At 66.2% G+C, this 17,558-nt stretch carries 19 protein-coding genes; 12 read left to right on the top strand and 7 right to left on the bottom strand.

Features of this window, described 5'->3' with window-relative positions; all coding sequences use genetic code 11:
- Window positions 1-109 precede the first annotated feature (109 nt).
- Entirely contained in the window at window positions 110-1,423 is a 1,314-nt protein-coding gene (locus tag ACVW17_RS03290) for an ATP-binding protein (protein ID WP_456750443.1), read from the top strand.
- Here the strand turns inward: ACVW17_RS03290 and ACVW17_RS03285 are convergent.
- Window positions 1,350-2,294: a YihY/virulence factor BrkB family protein gene (locus ACVW17_RS03285; RefSeq protein WP_456750442.1), complete on the bottom strand. Its 945-nt coding sequence runs from the start codon at window positions 2,292-2,294 to the stop codon at window positions 1,350-1,352. The two genes, ACVW17_RS03290 and ACVW17_RS03285, sit on opposite strands and share 74 nt — an antisense overlap.
- Before the next feature lie 82 nt (window positions 2,295-2,376).
- Here ACVW17_RS03285 and ACVW17_RS03280 point away from each other — a divergent pair, with 82 nt between their 5' ends.
- The 5 genes from ACVW17_RS03280 to ACVW17_RS03260 all read left to right on the top strand — a co-directional run bounded on the left by ACVW17_RS03280 (window position 2,377) and on the right by ACVW17_RS03260 (window position 6,213).
- The gene (locus tag ACVW17_RS03280; RefSeq protein ID WP_024584739.1) at window positions 2,377-2,571 is read left to right on the top strand and encodes a twin transmembrane helix small protein; all 195 of its coding nucleotides are present in this window, start codon (window positions 2,377-2,379) and stop codon (window positions 2,569-2,571) included.
- Window positions 2,572-2,694: 123 nt separating this feature from the next.
- Window positions 2,695-3,267 (top strand): cob(I)yrinic acid a,c-diamide adenosyltransferase, encoded by a 573-nt coding sequence (locus ACVW17_RS03275; protein WP_456750441.1) that lies wholly within the window; start codon window positions 2,695-2,697, stop codon window positions 3,265-3,267.
- Window positions 3,268-3,384: 117 nt separating this feature from the next.
- A complete protein-coding gene (locus ACVW17_RS03270) occupies window positions 3,385-4,134 on the top strand; it encodes an electron transfer flavoprotein subunit beta/FixA family protein (RefSeq protein ID WP_456750440.1) in 750 nt (249 codons plus the stop codon).
- Window positions 4,134-5,084 carry an electron transfer flavoprotein subunit alpha/FixB family protein gene (locus ACVW17_RS03265; RefSeq protein WP_456796776.1) on the top strand — a complete coding sequence of 317 codons (951 nt, stop codon included), beginning with the start codon at window positions 4,134-4,136 and terminating at the stop codon, window positions 5,082-5,084. Before ACVW17_RS03270 ends, ACVW17_RS03265 begins: the two co-directional genes overlap by 1 nt.
- A gap of 247 nt (window positions 5,085-5,331) precedes the next feature.
- Complete coding sequence (locus ACVW17_RS03260; protein WP_456750438.1) at window positions 5,332-6,213, top strand: 3-hydroxybutyryl-CoA dehydrogenase; 882 nt, start codon at window positions 5,332-5,334, stop codon at window positions 6,211-6,213.
- A gap of 11 nt (window positions 6,214-6,224) precedes the next feature.
- Here the strand turns inward: ACVW17_RS03260 and ACVW17_RS03255 are convergent, their stop codons facing one another.
- The 3 genes from ACVW17_RS03255 to ACVW17_RS03245 are packed head-to-tail and all read right to left on the bottom strand — an operon-like array spanning window position 6,225 to window position 7,938.
- Complete coding sequence (locus ACVW17_RS03255) at window positions 6,225-6,350, bottom strand: hypothetical protein (RefSeq protein WP_456750437.1); 126 nt, start codon at window positions 6,348-6,350, stop codon at window positions 6,225-6,227.
- Window positions 6,347-7,558, bottom strand: coding sequence for an aminotransferase class I/II-fold pyridoxal phosphate-dependent enzyme (locus ACVW17_RS03250; RefSeq protein ID WP_456750436.1), 1,212 nt, complete (start codon window positions 7,556-7,558; stop codon window positions 6,347-6,349). The genes ACVW17_RS03255 and ACVW17_RS03250 overlap by 4 nt, the downstream gene beginning before the upstream one ends.
- Window positions 7,555-7,938 carry a tautomerase family protein gene (locus ACVW17_RS03245; RefSeq protein WP_456750435.1) on the bottom strand — a complete coding sequence of 128 codons (384 nt, stop codon included), beginning with the start codon at window positions 7,936-7,938 and terminating at the stop codon, window positions 7,555-7,557. Before ACVW17_RS03245 ends, ACVW17_RS03250 begins: the two co-directional genes overlap by 4 nt.
- Before the next feature lie 108 nt (window positions 7,939-8,046).
- Here ACVW17_RS03245 and ACVW17_RS03240 point away from each other — a divergent pair, with 108 nt between their 5' ends.
- Together ACVW17_RS03240 and ACVW17_RS03235 are read left to right on the top strand one after the other, a co-directional pair.
- Window positions 8,047-8,898, top strand: coding sequence for a LysR substrate-binding domain-containing protein (locus ACVW17_RS03240; protein WP_456750434.1), 852 nt, complete (start codon window positions 8,047-8,049; stop codon window positions 8,896-8,898).
- Between the two features lie 97 nt (window positions 8,899-8,995).
- Complete coding sequence (locus ACVW17_RS03235; RefSeq protein WP_456750433.1) at window positions 8,996-9,184, top strand: putative motility protein; 189 nt, start codon at window positions 8,996-8,998, stop codon at window positions 9,182-9,184.
- Here ACVW17_RS03235 and tlpA read toward each other — a convergent pair whose 3' ends face one another.
- A complete protein-coding gene (gene tlpA, locus ACVW17_RS03230; protein ID WP_456750432.1) occupies window positions 9,185-9,877 on the bottom strand; it encodes a thiol:disulfide interchange protein TlpA in 693 nt (230 codons plus the stop codon).
- Window positions 9,878-9,993: 116 nt separating this feature from the next.
- On the opposite strand from tlpA, the gene argH reads away from it, so the two are divergent.
- The 3 genes from argH to lysA all read left to right on the top strand — a co-directional run bounded on the left by argH (window position 9,994) and on the right by lysA (window position 13,118).
- Window positions 9,994-11,391: an argininosuccinate lyase gene (argH, locus tag ACVW17_RS03225; RefSeq protein WP_456750431.1), complete on the top strand. Its 1,398-nt coding sequence runs from the start codon at window positions 9,994-9,996 to the stop codon at window positions 11,389-11,391.
- A 92-nt stretch (window positions 11,392-11,483) separates the two neighbouring features.
- Window positions 11,484-11,753, top strand: coding sequence for an LPS translocon maturation chaperone LptM (gene lptM / locus ACVW17_RS03220; RefSeq protein WP_456750430.1), 270 nt, complete (start codon window positions 11,484-11,486; stop codon window positions 11,751-11,753).
- A gap of 99 nt (window positions 11,754-11,852) precedes the next feature.
- Complete coding sequence (lysA, locus tag ACVW17_RS03215) at window positions 11,853-13,118, top strand: diaminopimelate decarboxylase (protein ID WP_456750429.1); 1,266 nt, start codon at window positions 11,853-11,855, stop codon at window positions 13,116-13,118.
- Between the two features lie 94 nt (window positions 13,119-13,212).
- Here the strand turns inward: lysA and ACVW17_RS03210 are convergent, their stop codons facing one another.
- Together ACVW17_RS03210 and ACVW17_RS03205 are read right to left on the bottom strand one after the other, a co-directional pair.
- Entirely contained in the window at window positions 13,213-14,124 is a 912-nt protein-coding gene (locus ACVW17_RS03210; protein WP_456750428.1) for an NAD(P)-dependent oxidoreductase, read from the bottom strand.
- Window positions 14,125-14,322: 198 nt separating this feature from the next.
- Window positions 14,323-14,703 carry a carboxymuconolactone decarboxylase family protein gene (locus ACVW17_RS03205; RefSeq protein ID WP_050629459.1) on the bottom strand — a complete coding sequence of 127 codons (381 nt, stop codon included), beginning with the start codon at window positions 14,701-14,703 and terminating at the stop codon, window positions 14,323-14,325.
- Between the two features lie 245 nt (window positions 14,704-14,948).
- Between ACVW17_RS03205 and ACVW17_RS03200 the strand changes: the two genes are divergently transcribed.
- Window positions 14,949-17,513, top strand: a complete 2,565-nt coding sequence (locus ACVW17_RS03200) for a TIGR02302 family protein (protein WP_456798927.1) — start codon at window positions 14,949-14,951, stop codon at window positions 17,511-17,513.
- The last annotated feature ends 45 nt before the right edge of the window (window positions 17,514-17,558 follow it).

Raw genomic sequence — 17,558 nt, 5'->3', positions numbered from 1 at the left:
GCGGCTGGTGACGATCATCGCGCATTGCGGTGATGGACCGCAAACGCTGCCGTGACTCCGGCCTGCCTGGCATGCCATGTTGTCGTCCGGGGCGGGGATCACGGAAACCATGGCGTCAAAATCGCGCGCACGGCGCAGCAAGCGGCCATCCAACAGGCCGCCGCCGAAGACCCGCGCCGCCAAAACGCGCGCGGCCGAAACCGGCGCCAAAACCGGCGCCGCGAAGGCGGCAACCAAGCCACGGCATAAGCGAGCGGCGCCAAAGCCGGCCCCGAAGACCACTCCCGGCATGGTCGAGACCGCGCTTGCCGCCTTTGCCCATGAGGTCCGGACGCCGCTGACCGGCATCCTCGCGATCAGCAATCTGCTCGCGACGTCGGAACTCGGCGAGCGCGAGCGGCGCTGGGTCGACACCATCAAGGCCGGCGCCGAGCATCTGGCGAGCCTTGCCACCCTGTTCGTCGATGCTGCCCGCAGCGAGGGGCCGGGGCTTGAGATCCGGCAGGACTTCTTCGACCTGCGCACGCTGGCGCGCCATGCCGGGGATTCGCTGGCCGGCCGCGCCGCAGCCAAGGGGCTGCAGGCCTCCGTCGTGATCTCCGACCGGCTGCCGGCGTTTGCGGTCGGCGATCCCGTCCGGCTGCGCGCGGCGCTGGAGAACCTGATCGACAACGCCGTCAAGTTCACCGAGCAGGGCAGCGTCGAGCTCAACGTCGCGCCGGTGCGCGCGGCCAGGGGAAAGGACAGCGGCAGAATCGGCGTTGCCTTTGCAATTTCCGACAGCGGCATCGGCCTGACCCTGTCGGAGGTCAAGCGCCTGTTCCGGCCGTTCTCCCAGGCCAATGTCTCGATCGCGGCGCGGTTCGGCGGTGCCGGGCTCGGCCTGTCCTCGGTCAAGCAGCTCGCGCGGGCCATGGGCGGCGACATCGTCGCGGCGCAGCGCGCCGGCGGCGGCACCGTCTTCACGCTCAGCGTGGCGCTGGTCTCGGCCGAAGGGCCGGCCGGTGCTGCGTCGAGCGAAGGCGCTGCGGTGCTGATGTCGCAGGGGTTGCGGCTGCTCAGCGTCGAGGACAATCCGTTCGGCCGCGTCGTGCTCAACACGATCCTGACCGAGCTCGGCCACCAGGCCGAATTCATCGGTCAGGGCGAGGCTGCGCCCGACCGGCTCGGACAGGGTGAGTTCGACGCCGTGCTGATGGACATGGTGCTGCCCGGCATCGGCGGTGTCGAAACCATCAAGCGCATCCGTGCGCTGCCGCCGCCGCACGGCGATATCGTGATCGTCGGGATTTCCGGCCGTGCCGAAGACGAAGCCGCGGCGCGCGCCGCCGGCGCCGACGCCTTCCTGGTCAAGCCTGTTTCTCCGCGGGCGCTCGCGACTGCGCTGCATGAAGCGACACGCCGCGCGGCAGCCGCGACTTGATGATCGCGGCGTTCAATTCGCCGCCGAACACGAAGATCGCGGCGATGAAATACATGAACACCAGCGCGATCACCACCGAGGCAAGCCCCGCATACATGGTCACGTAATTGTTGGCGAAGCGCGCCAGGTACATGCCGAAGCCGATGCCCGAGATCAGCGACGCCACCATCGTGAAGATGATGCCGGGCAGGATCTGCGTGAAGCTGCGGCGCCCCGCCGGAAGCCAGGCATGCAGGATGAACAGCGCAACCACCAGCGCCAGGATCGTGATGCCGTAACGGGCGGTGTTGAGCAGGCTCTCGTTGGATTCGACGAAGAACGGGATATAGCGCCGCGCCGCCTCGATGATCAGCGGCCCGAGCACGATCAGGAACGCCATCGCGAGCGAGGTGAACGCCGCGACCAGCGTATAGCCGATCGACTCCAGCCGCAGCCAGTACCAGCGCCGCGGCTCGATCACGGCATAGGCGCGGTTCAGCGCCACCCGCAGCGCCTCGACGCCGTTGGAGGCGAAGTAGACCGCGAGCACCGCGCCGATGGTCAGGATGTCGCCGCGGGTGTTGGTCAGCACGTCGTGGATCTGGCCGGACAACGCGCCGGCGACCTGATCCGGCCAGACCTGGAGCAGTAGCCCGACCGCCTGGTCGGCGAGCTGCTTGGAGCCGACGAAGCCGGCCAGCGACGTCAGCACGATCAGGAACGGAAACAGCGCCATCAGGGTCGACAGCGCGATATGGCTCGCGATCGCCCAGCCGTCATCGGCGAGGAACGTGTAAAAGGCATCCATCACGACGTGGGTGACGTAACGAAGCTGCTTCACATTCCACCCGGCATTATCGACGACCGCTCGGTCCGAGAACGGACCCAGCATCTGATACTACGCCTTGAAAAGCCAGTTGGTTGCATGGCGTAGCTGTGTGGAAGTCCGCGTCCTGCGGTGTTATGTACCGCAGATGACATCCGTCCTCAGCACGATCATTCTTCCCATCGCCGTCGGCGCCGTAGCCCTGGTGCTCCTGCTCGGCCTCATCAACATGATGAAGGGCGGCTCGCCGAACACGTCGCAGAAGCTGATGCGGCTGCGCGTGCTGTTGCAGTTCGTCGCCATCGTCATCGCGATGCTCGCGGTGTGGGCGATGGGACGATAGCTGAGGTACACTTTTCACCTCTCCCACCCAACTCGGGTTTATCCGAGTTGGGCATGCAAAATTGTCGAAGTCGGATATATCCGACTTCGATGGGAGGGGTGAACTCGAACACTGGAGCCGGCCATGGTCGTTCTCAATCGAATCTATACGCGCACCGGCGATGACGGCACCACCGCGCTCGGCTCCGGCGAGCGGCGGCCGAAATACGATCTGCGCGTGGCCGCCTACGGCACCGTCGACGAGACCAATGCCGCGATCGGCGTAGTCCGATTGCATCTCGCCGAAAGCCCCGAGGTCGATGCGATGCTCGGCCGCATCCAGAACGACCTGTTCGATCTCGGCGCCGATCTGGCGGTGCCGGAGCGCGAGGGCAAGGCCGAGCGCCTGCGCGTGCTGGCAAGCCAGGTCGAGCGGCTCGAACGCGACATCGACGGCCTCAACGACCAGCTGGCGCCGCTGACCTCGTTCGTGCTGCCCGGCGGGACGGCTGCGTCGGCCTATCTGCACCTCGCCCGAACGATATGTCGCCGCGCGGAACGCATGATGGTGGAACTCGCCGCCCGGCCCGACGAGCCGGTCAATGCAGCTGGCATTCAGTATATGAACCGGCTGTCGGATTTCCTGTTCGTTGCCAGCCGCTTCCAGAACAACAAGGGGGCGGGGGACGTGTTGTGGGTGCCGGGTCAGAACCGCTAAACTGGTTCAAAACCGGGTGACGGTTTTTTGGCTTTGGCGCGTTGACCGGGGGAAACGGGACCTTTAGGTTCCGCGCCAGCCAACCGAAACGCATAAAATCAAAGCGAAAGAGGATCGATGAAGGTTCTTGTGCCGGTAAAGCGGGTCGTCGACTACAACGTCAAGGTCCGCGTCAAGAGTGACGGGACGGGCGTGGAGCTCGCCAACGTCAAGATGTCGATGAACCCGTTTGACGAGATCGCCGTCGAGGAAGCGCTGCGGCTGAAGGAAGCCGGCAAGGCGACCGAAGTGGTGGTGGTGTCGATCGGACCGGCGCAGGCCTCCGAGACCATTCGCACCGGACTTGCGATGGGCGCCGACCGCGGCATCCTGGTCAAGGCCGAAGGCAATGTCGAGCCGCTCGCGGTCGCCAAGATCCTGAAGTCGGTGGTCGAGGCGGAGCAGCCCGGCCTCGTCATCCTCGGCAAGCAGGCGATCGACGACGACAGCAATCAGACCGGCCAGATGCTGGCCGCGCTGCTCGGCTGGTCGCAGGCGACCTTCGCCTCCAAGCTCGAGGTCGACGGAAGCGACTTCAAGGTCACGCGCGAAGTCGACGGCGGCCTGCAGACCATCAAGCTGAAGGGCCCGGCGATCGTCACCACCGACCTGCGTCTCAACGAGCCGCGCTATGCGTCGCTGCCCAACATCATGAAGGCGAAGAAGAAGCCGATCGACGACAAGAGCGTCGCTGACTACGGCGTCGATGTCACGCCGCGTCTGGAAGTGCTGAAGACCGCGGAACCCTCAGGCCGCAAGGCGGGCGTCAAGGTCAAGGACGTCGCCGAACTCGTGAACAAGCTCAAGACCGAAGCCGGGGTTCTCTGATGACGACGCTGTTGATTGCTGAACACGACCACGAGACCCTGAAGGACGCGACCAACAAGGCACTGACCGCGGCTTCCCAGCTCGGCGGCGACGTCCATGTGCTGGTTGCCGGTGGCGGCCAGGGCACCAAGGCGGCGGCGGAAGCGGCCGCCAAGCTTGCCGGCGTCAGCAAGGTGCTGGTCGCCGAAGGTCCCGCCTATGAGCACGACCTCGCCGAGCCGCTGGCTGCGCTGATCGTCGCGCTGGCGCCCGGCTACGACGCCTTCGTCGCGCCCGCGACCTCGCGCTTCAAGAACGTGATGCCGCGCGTCGCAGCGCTGCTCGACGTCATGCAGGTCTCGGAGATCATCAAGGTCGTCGCGCCCGACACCTTCGAGCGGCCGATCTATGCCGGCAACGCGATCCAGACCGTGAAGTCGAAGGACGCCAAGAAGGTGATCACGGTCCGCACCTCGACCTTCGCCGCCGCCGGCGAAGGCGGCAGCGCGGCGATCGAGAACGCCGCATCCGCCGCCGATCCCGGCCTGTCGACGTTCGTCGGCGAGGAAGTCGCCAAGAGCGACCGTCCGGAACTGACCTCGGCCAAGATCATCGTCTCGGGTGGCCGCGCGATGCAGAGCCGGGAGAACTTCGCCAAGTACATCGAGCCGCTCGCCGACAAGCTTGGCGCCGGCGTCGGCGCCTCGCGCGCCGCGGTCGATGCCGGCTATGCGCCGAACGACTGGCAGGTCGGCCAGACCGGCAAGGTGGTGGCCCCGGAACTTTATGTCGCGGTCGGAATCTCCGGCGCGATCCAGCATCTGGCCGGCATGAAGGACTCCAAGGTGATCGTCGCCATCAACAAGGATGAAGACGCGCCGATCTTCCAGGTCGCCGATTACGGCCTGGTCGCCGACCTCTACCAGGCGGTTCCGGAACTGACCGAAGCGCTCGGCAAGCTCGGAAAGTAAGCGACAAGACACCGGCCGGGTGGCTAAGCTCCGGCCGGTGTTGATATTTTCGAGGCAATGATCCGGAAACGTTTTTCCGAAAGGATCATGCTCGACGGGGAGAATGGGGGTCTGACGTGATGATGGGTCATCACATCATGGTCCCGGGAAACGTTTTCCGGCGGATTGGGCAACCCGGAAGGCTTCACTTCGGGTATCGTTGGGATTGGGCAGGCGCGACATGCGCGCCGTTCCGGTGGATGACAAGATGACGGTGGCAATCAAAAAGGTCGGCGTGATCGGTTCGGGCCAGATGGGCAACGGCATAGCCCATGTGGCGGCGCTGGCCGGCTTCGACGTGGTGCTCAACGACGTGTCCGGCGACCGGCTGAAATCGGCACTGGCGACCATCAACGGCAATCTGACCCGCCAGGTGGCCAAGAAGGCGATCAGCGAAGCCGAGCGCAAGCAGGCGCTCGACCGCATCGCCTCCGCCGAGACGCTCGACGCGCTGGCCGATTGCGACCTCGTGATCGAGACCGCGGTCGAGAAGGAAGAAACCAAGCGCAAGATCTTCCAGGAGGTCTGCGCGGTGCTGAAGCCGGACGCGATCGTCGCGACCAACTCGTCGTCGATCTCGATCACACGGCTCGCCGCCTCGACCGACCGCCCGGAGAAATTCATCGGCATTCATTTCATGAATCCGGTGCCGGCGATGGAGCTGGTCGAGCTGATCCGTGGCATCGCCACCGACGACACGACCTTCGACACCGCCAAGGCGTTCGTCGCCAAGCTCGGCAAGCAGGTCGCGGTGTCGGAGGATTTCCCCGCCTTCATCGTCAACCGCATCCTGCTGCCGATGATCAACGAGGCGATCTACACGCTGTATGAAGGCGTCGGCAACGTCGAGGCGATCGACGCCGCGATGAAGCTCGGCGCACATCATCCGATGGGCCCGCTCGAGCTTGCCGATTTCATCGGCCTCGACACCTGCCTGTCGATCATGCAGGTGCTGCATGAGGGGCTCGCCGATTCAAAGTATCGGCCGTGCCCGCTGCTGGTGAAATACGTCGAGGCCGGCTGGCTCGGACGCAAGAGCCAGCGCGGCTTCTACGACTATCGCGGCGACAAGCCGATCCCGACGCGGTAATCACTGCGTCTTCAGGGCAGTGCCCGCAGCAGCGCGAGCGTCGCGGGCACGAGACCGACGATGACGGTCGCACCCATTCCAAGCCCGAGCAGATGCGCCGCCAGTGCGAGGCGCTGGCTTTGTGCGCGCGGCGTCATTGCAGGGCTCCGCAGGCGCGCTTCAAGCGCGTAGCCGCCTCCTCGATGGTCGCTGACGGGTTGGCGAAGCTGACGCGGACATAGGGCGACAGCCCGAGATCCTCGCCGGGGAACACCACCAGATCGGCGTTCTCGAGCAGATAGGCCGAGAAATCGCGGTCGGTCGCGATGATCTTGCCGTCGGGTGCGCGCTTGCCGATCACGCCGGCGCAACCGACCAGCAGATAGAACGTGCCGTCCGGCGGCGTGCAGGACAGCCCGGCGCATCCGTTGATCAGTTCGGCAAAGCGGTCGCGTCGCGCGCGCAGGATGGCTGCGCGCTCGGCCAGCACATCCTGTGGGCCATCGAGCGCGGCAATTGCGGCGGCCTGGCTGATCGACGATGCGCCCGATGTGGTCTGCGACTGGATCGTGATCATCGCGCGGATCAGCGCCGCAGGTCCGGCGGCATAACCGATCCGCCATCCCATCATGGCGTAGCTCTTGGCGAGGCCGCTGACGGTCAACGTCCGCGGCCTCAGGCGCGGCTCGATCTCCGCCAGCGTCGGCGCCGGCGCGCCATCGAACGTGATGTGCTCGTAGAGCCCGTCGGCAAGCACCCAGATATCCGGATGCCGCGACAGGACCGCGGCGATCTCGGAGAGATCCTCGCGTGAATAGCGCGCGCCGGAGGGATTCACGGGATTGTTGAGCACGATCCAGCGCGTCCGCGCCGTGATCGCCGCCTGCAGATCCTCGCCGCGCAGCCTGAAGCCGTTGTTCTGCGCGCACGGCACGACCACCGGCGCCCCGCCTGCGAGCCGCACCTGATCGAGATAGGGCGCCCAATAGGGTGCAGGGATGATCACCTCGTCGTCGGGCGCCAGCGTCGCGAGCAGCGCGTTGAACAGCGCTTGCGTCGAGCCGTTGGTGATGACGATCTCATCCAGCCGATAGTCGAGACGATGGTCGCGCAGCAGCGCGGCCTGCACCGCGCGCTTCACATCCGGCGTGCCGTCGACGTCGGTGTAGCGGGTCTCGCCGCGCAGGGCCGCGTCATGCGCCGCCGCGATCACATGCGCCGGCGTCGGAAAATCCAGATTGCCCGACGACAGCTCGATGATGTCGCGCCCATTGGCGCGCAGCTCGCGGGCGCGCCGCCGCAGCACCGATGCGGGCGATGCCTTGATGCCGCTCATCCGCGGCGAGAGGATCGGGGATGCGCTCATCGGACGTACTGCGCCTCGCCGTTGCCGAACGACCAGTTCTCGGGAAGCACCTCGACCAGGTTGATGAAGATGTCCTCGGTCCGCAGGCCGGGGCTGTCCGTCAGCAGCTCGGCGATCCGGCGATAGAGCCTCTGCTTCTGCGTCACCGGGCGGGTGTTGCTGACGGTGATCTGGATGATGACCAGATCGTCGCTGCGCCTGATGCCGAGATAGTCGGCGCCATAAGCGAAATCGTCGCCATCATGCTCGGAGACCGTCATGAAGGGGTCGCCGTCCGGCACATCGAAGGTCTCGCGCATGGCGCGATAAAGGCTGTCGAGAATGGCCTTGCGGTAGGCGGCGGGCTTGCCCCGTCGCAGCGAGACGCGGGTCAGCGGCATGATGGTGGCTCCTTGAAGATTTGCGTGCAGCCAATCCTAGGCGCTGATTGATCATTTAAAAACGGCATGGTAATTCATTTCAATGATTTCATATTGAAATGAATGGCCATGAAAGCTCTCGATGTCGAGGCGGTGCAGGCCTTTGTCCTGGTCGCCGACCTCAGCAGCTTCACCCGCGCGGCGCAGGTCATGGAGACCACGCAGTCCGCGATCAGCTTGAAGATCAGGCGGCTGGAAGACGGGCTTGGCCGGCGGCTGCTGGAGCGCACGCCGCGGCTGGTCCGGCTGTCCGCCGAAGGAGCGGCCTTCCTCGCCGCGGCGCGCAATCTGGTTGCCGCGCATCAATCGGCGATCGGGTCGTTCGCGGTCGAGCATCGGCGGCTGGTCGTCGGCATCAGCCACCACATCGTCGGAACGGAGCTGGCGTCGCTGCTAAAGCGGATGAACGCCACCGATCCCGGCCTGGTGATCCAGCTGCATGTCGACACGTCGCGCGCGGTGCTCGGCGCATTCGACGACGGCAAGCTCGATGCCGCGATCGCCCTCCGTCACGATGCCAAGCGCCGCGATGGCGACGTGCTGTTCGAGGAACCGTTCGGCTGGATGGCCGCGCCGGATTTTCACCATCGTCCCGGCGAGCCGCTGCGGCTGGCGACCCAGGCCGAGCCGTGCAGCGTCCGCGCCATGGCCGTCGAGGCGCTCGATGCCGCCGGCATCGCCTGGACCGAGGCCTTCGTCGGCGGCGGGCTCGCGACGATCGGGGCTGCGATATCCGCCGGGCTTGCGGTCGCCGCGCTGGCGCGCCGGGTGGCGCCGGCGGATACCGTCGACCTCGGGCCGCGGCTTGGCCTGCCGCCCTTGCCGTCGCGCGACGTCATGCTGCATTCGAAGCTGTCGGATGCGCGAACCCGGCAAGCGCTGCGCACGCTCGGCGCGGCGTTTGCGGCGAATGCGGCTTGAGCCTTATTCAGACGATGCGGCAGCCTGACGCGGCCATCCGTTACCCAGGCATTAACTTTGGCGCGCTACGCCAAGCTTGGAATTGGGAGTACCGCGTATGGACACGATGAGCATGGTCACCAGCATCCTGTCGATGCAGCAGGGCAACCTGCAGGGTGAGATCGCGACCCGGGTCACGAAGCAGAACCTCGACGCGGAGAAATTCGCGGTTCAGACCCTGCTTGGGACGCCGTCGACCGCCAATCTCGGCCCCGGCATCGGCGACAATCTCAACGCCGTCGCCTGATCAGAACCCGGCCGCGGCCGGCTGTAGCGCCGCCTTCACCAGCTTGATCGCATCGTCGCTCGCCCATTCGGCGGGACCGGCGATGTTGGCGATTTCGCAGCCCTTGCCGTCGACCAGCACCGAGGTCGGCATGCCCAGCGCCTTGCCTATGTTCTTAAGATCCTGAAAGACCTTGGCTTTCTGGTCGCTGAAATAGTCGAGCCGGGTCAGATTGGCCTCTTTGAGGAAGGTCTTCGGCTTGTCCGGGTCGCGGGTGTCGATGTTGATCGCGACCACCTCGAAATCCTTGCCGCCGAGCTTGGTCTGCAGGCTGTCGAGCGCCGGCATCTCCTTGCGGCAGGGCACGCACCAGGTCGCCCAGAGGTTGACCAGAACGGTCTTGCCGCGCCAGTCCGAGAGCTTCTTCGGCTGGCCGTTGGCATCCTCGAAGGCGAGGTCGGGCAATTTGAGCGGGGTGGTGGCCATGGTCAGCGCGGCGACCTCGCCCTGGGCGAGTGGGGCGATCTTCTTGGCCAGATCCACCGCGCTGTTGCAGGCGATATCGCCGCCCGCGGGATGCCTGAGGCCGGAGACCCCGACATAGCCGATCACGGCCCCGACCAGCACGGCGCCGATCACCAGCGGAATGCGCCATCTGGCCGCCGGCTTGGCGGTCGGCTCGCTCGGGGTCGTCTCGGGCATATCGTTTGTCATCCTGGGTCAGATGTGGCTAAGCAGTGCCGGGAATTACGATCGGAACCGCCATGCTGTTTCGTCGCTCCGGCGATGAAACCGCACGGCCTGAAATACAAATTCGTGAGCGAGATGTCATGAGCAACAAGATGTGGGGCGGCCGGTTCTCGGAGCGTCCCGACGCGATCATGGAGGAAATCAACGTCTCCATCGACGTCGACCGGCACCTTTATGCCCAGGACATTGCCGCGTCCAAGGCCCACGCCGCGATGCTCGCCGCGCAAGGCATCATCACCGCAGCTGATGCGAAAAATATCGGCAAAGGTCTAGACACGATTTTGTCAGAAATCGGCAAGGGCGATTTCGATTTCAAGCGCGCGCTCGAGGACATCCATATGAATGTCGAGTCGCGGCTGTCCGAGTTGATCGGGCCCGCAGCGGGCCGGCTGCACACCGCACGCTCGCGCAACGACCAGGTCGCGACCGATTTCCGGCTCTATGTCCGCGACACCATCGATGAGACCAATGCGGCGCTGGCCGCATTCCAGCAGGCGCTGGTCGCCCGCGCGCTGGAGCACGCCGGAACCGTGATGCCGGGCTTCACCCATCTGCAGACCGCGCAGCCGGTGACCTTCGGCCATCATCTCCTCGCCTATGTCGAGATGGCCGGCCGCGATCGTGGCCGCTTTACTGACGCGCGCAAGCGGCTCAATGAATCGCCGCTCGGCGCCGCCGCACTCGCCGGCACTTCGTTTCCGATCGACCGCGCAGCGACGGCGAAAGCGCTCGGCTTCGACCGGCCGATGGCCAATTCGCTGGATGCGGTGTCAGACCGCGATTTCGTGCTGGAGACGCTGTCGGCGGCCGCGATCTGCGCCGTGCACATGTCGCGCTTCGCCGAGGAGATCGTGATCTGGACCTCGCCTTTGGTCGGGCTCGTCAAGCTCAGCGACAAGTTCACCACCGGCTCGTCGATCATGCCGCAGAAGCGCAATCCGGACGCCGCGGAGCTCGTGCGCGCCAAGACCGGCCGCGTGATCGGTGCGCTCACCGCGCTCTTGATCGTGATGAAGGGCTTGCCGCTCGCCTATCAAAAGGACATGCAGGAGGACAAGCAGGGCGCGATGGAGGCCTTCGAGGCACTGTCGCTCGCGATCCGCGCCATGACCGGCATGGTCGAGGACCTGGTGCCGGATGAGGCGAAGATGAAGGCCGCCGCCGGCGAGGGCTATGCCACCGCGACCGATCTGGCCGATTGGCTGGTGCGGACCCTGAAAATGCCGTTCCGCGACGCCCACCACGTCACCGGGCGCATCGTCGGCCTCGCCTCGAAGCAGGGCGTGGCGCTGCACGAATTACCGCTCAAGGCCATGCAGGAGGTCGAGCCCAAGATCACCGCCGAGGCGCTGAAGGTACTGAGCGTCGAATCCTCGGTGCAGAGCCGGACCTCGTTTGGCGGCACGGCGCCGAAGAATGTGATGGCGCAGGCCAAGGCCTGGGCCAAGCGGCTGGAAAAAGAGCGAAAATTGGGCTGAACCGGAAAATTTGGCGGTGATTTCTCGGGCCTCGGCCTCTCGCCAGAGCACGCCAATGTTTGTATGGTGCCGCCCGAATTGGGGAATTCGTCGTGATTAGCAAGAACCGCCTGACCCCCTCGGGATGGGCCATCATTGTGCTGAGCGTTTCCGCGCTGGCGCTCGGCGGCTGTGGCCGCAAGGGACCGCTCGACCTGCCGCCGACCGCCAACGCCGCGCCGGGTGCAGCACCGACCGACACCGAGGCCGAGCGGGCGGCGCAGCCCAGCGTGTTCAATCCGACCTATGGCTCGGATGCCGCGCCGGCCGCGTCGAGGGGCAATAAACGGCCCTTCATCCTCGATCCGCTGCTCGGCAACTAATATCTGGAGCATGATCCGGAAAAGTGGGAACCGGTTTTCCCTCGCGACAAACGCGGAACGCGTTTGCGCGGAGATCATGCTCAAACAATGTAGTGTGTCATGAACCATTTCGACTATCGCAACGGCGTGCTGCATGCCGAGGCGGTCAATCTCATTGAGCTGGCGGAAGCCGTCGGCACCCCGTTCTATTGCTATTCGACGGCGACGCTGGAGCGGCACTACCGCGTCTTCACCGAGGCCTTTGCCGGTGAGAAGGCGCTGGTGTGCTACGCCATGAAGGCGAACTCCAACCAGTCGGTGCTGCGCACGCTGGCCAAGCTCGGCGCCGGCGCCGACGTGGTGTCCGGCGGCGAATTGAAGCGGGCGCTGGCGGCCGGCATTCCGCCCTCGAAGATCGTGTTCTCCGGCGTCGGCAAGACCGAGGGCGAACTGCGCGCCGCGCTCGCCACCGACATCCTCTGCATCAACATCGAGTCCGAGCCGGAACTCGACATGCTGTCGCGCCTTGCGGTCGAGATGAAGACGACCGCGCGCATCTCGGTGCGGGTCAATCCCGACGTCGATGCCGGCACCCATGCCAAGATCTCGACCGGCAAATCCGAGAACAAGTTCGGCATCCCGATCGCCCGTGCCCGCGAGGTCTATGCCCGCGCGGCGAAGCTGCCGGGCATCAAGGTCACCGGCACCGACGTGCATATCGGCAGCCAGATCACCGATCTCGGTCCGCTGGAGGTTGCCTTCCGGCTGCTCGCGGAATTCGTCCAGACGCTGCGCGCCGACGGCCACGATATCTCGCATGTCGATTTCGGCGGCGGCCTCGGCATTCCCTATTACATGGACCGCGCCGCGCCGCCGGAACCGGGTGCCTATGCCGCGATGGTCAAGCGCGTCACGCACAATCTCGGCTGCACGCTGATGTTCGAGCCGGGCCGCATGATCGTCGGCAATGCCGGCATCCTGGTTGCCCGCGTGATCCATGTGAAGCCGGGCGACGCCAAGAACTTCGTGATCATCGACGCCGCGATGAACGACCTGATCCGGCCGACGCTGTATGAAGCGCATCACGACATCCTGCCGGTGCGCCAGCCTGCGCAGGGCACGCCGACCATGGTCGCCGACGTGGTCGGCCCGGTCTGCGAGACCGGCGACTATCTCGCACTCGACCGCGCGCTGCCGCAGCCGAAGGCCGGCGATCTCCTGGCGATCATGACCGCCGGCGCCTATGGCGCGGTGCAGTCCGGCACCTACAACACCCGGCCGCTGGTGCCGGAGGTGCTGGTCAAGGACGACCAGTTTGCCGTGGTCCGCCCGCGCATCGACGTCGACGCTTTGATCGCCATGGACAAGCCCGCGCCGTGGTTGTGAGGCCGTAGCCCGGATGTAGCGAAGCGAAATCCGGGACGGTCTCTGACGCGGCACGAACCCCGGATTACGCTACGCTCCATCCGGGCTACGCGTCTTACTTCGCGGCGTGACTGCCTTTTCCGCCCCCGCCCACGATCACGCCTGCGGCCTTCTCGATCGGCTTGATCGCCGCCGTAAAGTCCGAGTCCGGTCCTTCGTCGCGGATGATGACTTCCCAGAGCCGGCCGACCGCCTCGGCGACTTCCATCGACAGCCCGAGCGCGCGCATTTCCTCGACCGCGAGCCGCACGTCCTTCACCATCAGCCCGGTGGCGAAGCCGAAGTCGAAGCTGCGCGGCAGCACCGAGCGGGGAAACTTGTCGCGGCTCGCGGTGTTCAGCCCCGAGCCGGCATTGATGACGTCGATCATCACGGCCGGATCGAGCCCGGACTTCACGCCCATCACCACCGCCTCCGAGGTCGCGACCATCGCGGTCGCCGACAGGAAGTTATTGGCGAGCTTCATGGTCTGGCCGGAGCCCGGCTTGGTGCCGATGAAGAACACCTTGCCGATGACGTCGAGCGCGCCCTTCACCAGCTCGAAATCGGCGCGCGGGCCCGACACCATCACCGCCAGCGTGCCCTTCTCGGCGCCGGAGACGCCGCCGGACACCGGGCTGTCGATCTGCACGATGTTCTTCTTCGCGAGCAGATCGTGGATCTTCACCGCCATCTGCGAGCCGACGGTGGAGAGATCGATGAAGCGCTTGACGCGCTTGCCCTCGATCACGCCGCCCGCGCCCGTTGCCACCTCGAGCGAGGCCTGCAGCGAGGGCAGGCTCGCCATCACGGTCTCGACGCGGTCGGCGACGTCCTTCGCCGACGTCGCGGCCGCCGCGCCGCGCGCGACCAGTTGATCGACGACCTCCTTGCGGGTGTCGAACACGGTGAGCGTGTGACCGGCCTCGATCAGCCGGCGCGCCATCGGGAAGCCCATCTTCCCGAGGCCGATGAATCCGATTTCCATGGTTCGTTTCCTCTACGTCGTTATGTGTGCAGCAATTTGCCCCACCCTCGACGTCGTCCCTGCGAAAGCAGCGACCCATAACCCCAGGACTGCATTGTTTGGCTCAGCTGGGGCCACAGCCGTCGTAGCGACGACGAACTGTGGTTATGGGTCCCGGCTCGCGCTCCGCTTGGCCGGGACGACAACGAGAGGAGCCGCTCACGCCTTGTCGAGTTCGGCGAACACCTCGCGCGCGATGCGGAAGCTATCGACGCCGGCCGGGATGCCGGCGTAGATCGAGACCTGCATGAAGATCTCGCGGATCTCGTCGCGGGACACCCCGTTGGTCAGCGCGCCCTTGATGTGGGCCTTCAATTCGTGCGGTCGGTTCAGGATCGAGATCATGGCGAGGTTGAGCATGCTGCGGGTCTTGCGCGGCAGTTCCTCGCGGCCCCAGACCGCGCCCCAGCAATATTCGGTGACGAGTTCCTGGAACGGCTTGTTGAAGCTGTCCGAATTCTTCAGCGCATTGTTGACATAGGCCTCGCCCAGCACCGCCTTGCGGATTTCGAGCCCCTTGTCGTGCGTCTTCTGGTCCATATCGTTTCCTCATGCGTTAACGCGTTGGTTCGGGCCGGGACGTTACGGGGCCGAACCGCCGCAGTCACGCCTTCGTGTTATGCGTATTTCCCGGTGTGGGTTACGTCGGGGAACGGGTGCCTCAAAGCCGCCGCCGTGCTAGGCTGTCCTGCCGGCTACCCCGGAGATTTTATTGAGCGGAGCCAACATCGACCCGTCCGACAACGCCTCACGCGCCGTCCCCCGACAGCGATGCGGTCGCGCGTCTGAAGCTCAACGAGGCTCTGCAGCGGGCGAGGCTGGCGATTGCGTGGGAACGGGCGTGGCCGCATCTGGCGCGGTTCCTCACGATCGCGGGTCTGTTCCTGGTCGTGTCCTGGGCCGGGCTGTGGCTGGTGTTGCCGTTTGCCGCACGCCTGGCCGGCGCCGCCCTGTTCGGGCTGGCCGCGCTCGCCATGTTGGTGCCGCTGGTGCGCTTGCGCTGGCCGAGCCGCGAGGAGGGCCTGAGCCGGCTCGACCGCGGCGCCGGGATCCGGCACCGCCCCGCAACCACGCTCGCCGATACGCTCACCAACAAGGATCCGTTTGCGCTGGCGCTGTGGCAGGCGCAACGCGAGCGCACCCTGGCCTCGATCAAGCGCATCCGCGCCGGGCTGCCGCGGCCGCGCGTCTCGCTGCACGACCCCTGGGCGCTGCGTGCGCTGGTCATCGTGATGCTGGTCGCGAGCTATGTCGCCGCCGGCGACGAGCGCGGCCTGCGGGTCGCCTCCGCATTCGACTGGAACGGCATCATGGCGCCGGCCAATGTCCGGGTCGACGCCTGGGTGACGCCGCCGAACTACACCGGCAAGCCGCCGATCATCCTGTCGAACGCCAACAAGGACGCTGCCGCGGCCGACACCACCCCGCTGGCGGTTCCGGCCGGCAGCACGCTCTTGGTGCGCTCCAGCGGCGGCAGCATCGACGTCGTGGTCGGTGGCGGCGTCGCCGAGGTCACGCCGGAAGGACAGGCGCCCAAGGGCACCAACGAGCGGCATTTCAAGATCACCGGCGACGGCACCGCGCATGTCCGCGCGCCGGCCGGCGAGCCGCAGTGGAAATTCACTGCGACGCCGGACCGGCCGCCGTCGATCGCGCTCGCCAAGGATCCGGAGCGGCAGGCGCACGGCGCCTTGCAGCTGTCCTACAGGCTCGAGGACGATTACGGCGTGACCGAAGCGCGCGCGCAGTTCGCGCCGCGGCCGACTGATGCGCCCAAGGATGCAGCGAAGGATGCAGCGAAGGATGCCGACGACAAGGCCACCCCGCCGCGTCCGCTGTTCGAGCCGCCGCAATTCCCGCTGGTGCTGCCCAATGCGCGCACCCGCAACGGGGTCGGCCAGACGGTGAAGGATCTCAGCGAGGATCCCTATGCCGGCGCCGACGTGACGCTGACGCTGACCGCAAAGGACGAGGCCGGCAATGAGGGCAAGAGCGAGCCGTTCAACATGCGGCTGCCGGAGCGCCTGTTCACCAAGCCGCTGGCGCGCGCACTGATCGAGCAGCGCCGGATCCTGGCGCTCGACGCCAACCAGAACGGCCAGGTCTACGCCGCGCTCGACGCGCTGATGATCGCGCCCGAAATGTTCATGCCGGAGACCGGCTATTATCTCGGCCTGCACACCGTGGCCCGCCAGCTCGAGGCGGCGCGCACCGACGATCAGCTGCGCGAGGTCGTCGCCAGCCTGTGGGCGCTTGCCGTCACCATCGAGGACGGCAACATCAGCGACGTCGACAAGGCGCTGCGCGCGGCGCAGGACGCGCTGAAGCAGGCGCTGGAGCGCGGCGCGAGCGACGAGGAGATCAAGAAGCTCACCGACAATCTGCGCGCGGCGCTGGACAATTTCCTGCGCCAGATGGTCGAGCAGTTCCGCAACAATCCGCAGCAGCTCGCCCGGCCGCTCGATCCCAACGCCAAGGTGCTGAGCCAGCAGGATCTCAAGAACATGCTCGATCGCATGGAGCGGCTGTCGCGCTCCGGCGACAAGGATGCCGCACGGCAGCTGCTCGAGCAGATGCAGCAGATGCTGGAAAACCTGCAGATGGCGCAGCCCAACCAGGGCGACGACGACATGCAGCAGTCGCTCAACGAGCTCGGCGACATGATCCGCAAGCAGCAGCAGTTGCGCGACAAGACCTTCAAGCAGGGCCAGGATTCCCGCCGCGACCGTATGCGCGGCAAGCAGGGCGAGCAGTCGATGGGCGACCTGCAACAGGATCAGCAGGCGCTGCGTGACCGCCTGAAGAAGCTGCAGGAGGAGCTCGCCAAGCGCGGCATGGGTCCGGATCAGCGCGGCCAGAAGGGCCAGCAAGGGCAGAAGGGCCAGGGTCAGAAGGGCGATCAGGCGCAGCAGGGCGACCAGGGCGGCGATCAGGGCGATGACGGCGGTGACGGGCTCGACCAGGCCGACTCCGCGATGGGCGATGCCTCCGGCCGGCTCGGCGAGGGCAATGCCGACGGCGCGGTGGATTCGCAGGGCCGTGCGCTCGATGCGCTGCGCAAGGGCGCGCAGAGCCTGGCCGACGCGATGCAGCAGGGCGATGGCGACCAGCCGGGCGACAGCCCCGGCAACCGCGCCGGCCGTCAGCAGAGCGGCGGCAACCAGACCGATCCGCTCGGCCGTCCGCTGCACGGCCGCGAATTCGGCGACGACTACACCGTGAAGATTCCCGGCGAGATCGACGTGCAGCGCGTCCGCCGCATCCTGGAAGAGCTGCGCCGCCGCCTCGCCGACCCGTCGCGGCCGCAGATCGAGCTCGACTATATCGAGCGCCTGCTGAAGGACTATTGAGCCCGGCCGCCAGGCCCGCCCGCATCTGGATGGGGCCGACCAGGT

The organism is Bradyrhizobium sp. USDA 4473, assembly GCF_054063335.1.
The sequence above is the reverse complement of the archived record's forward strand: the minus strand, read 5'-3'. Positions and strand labels throughout refer to the sequence as shown.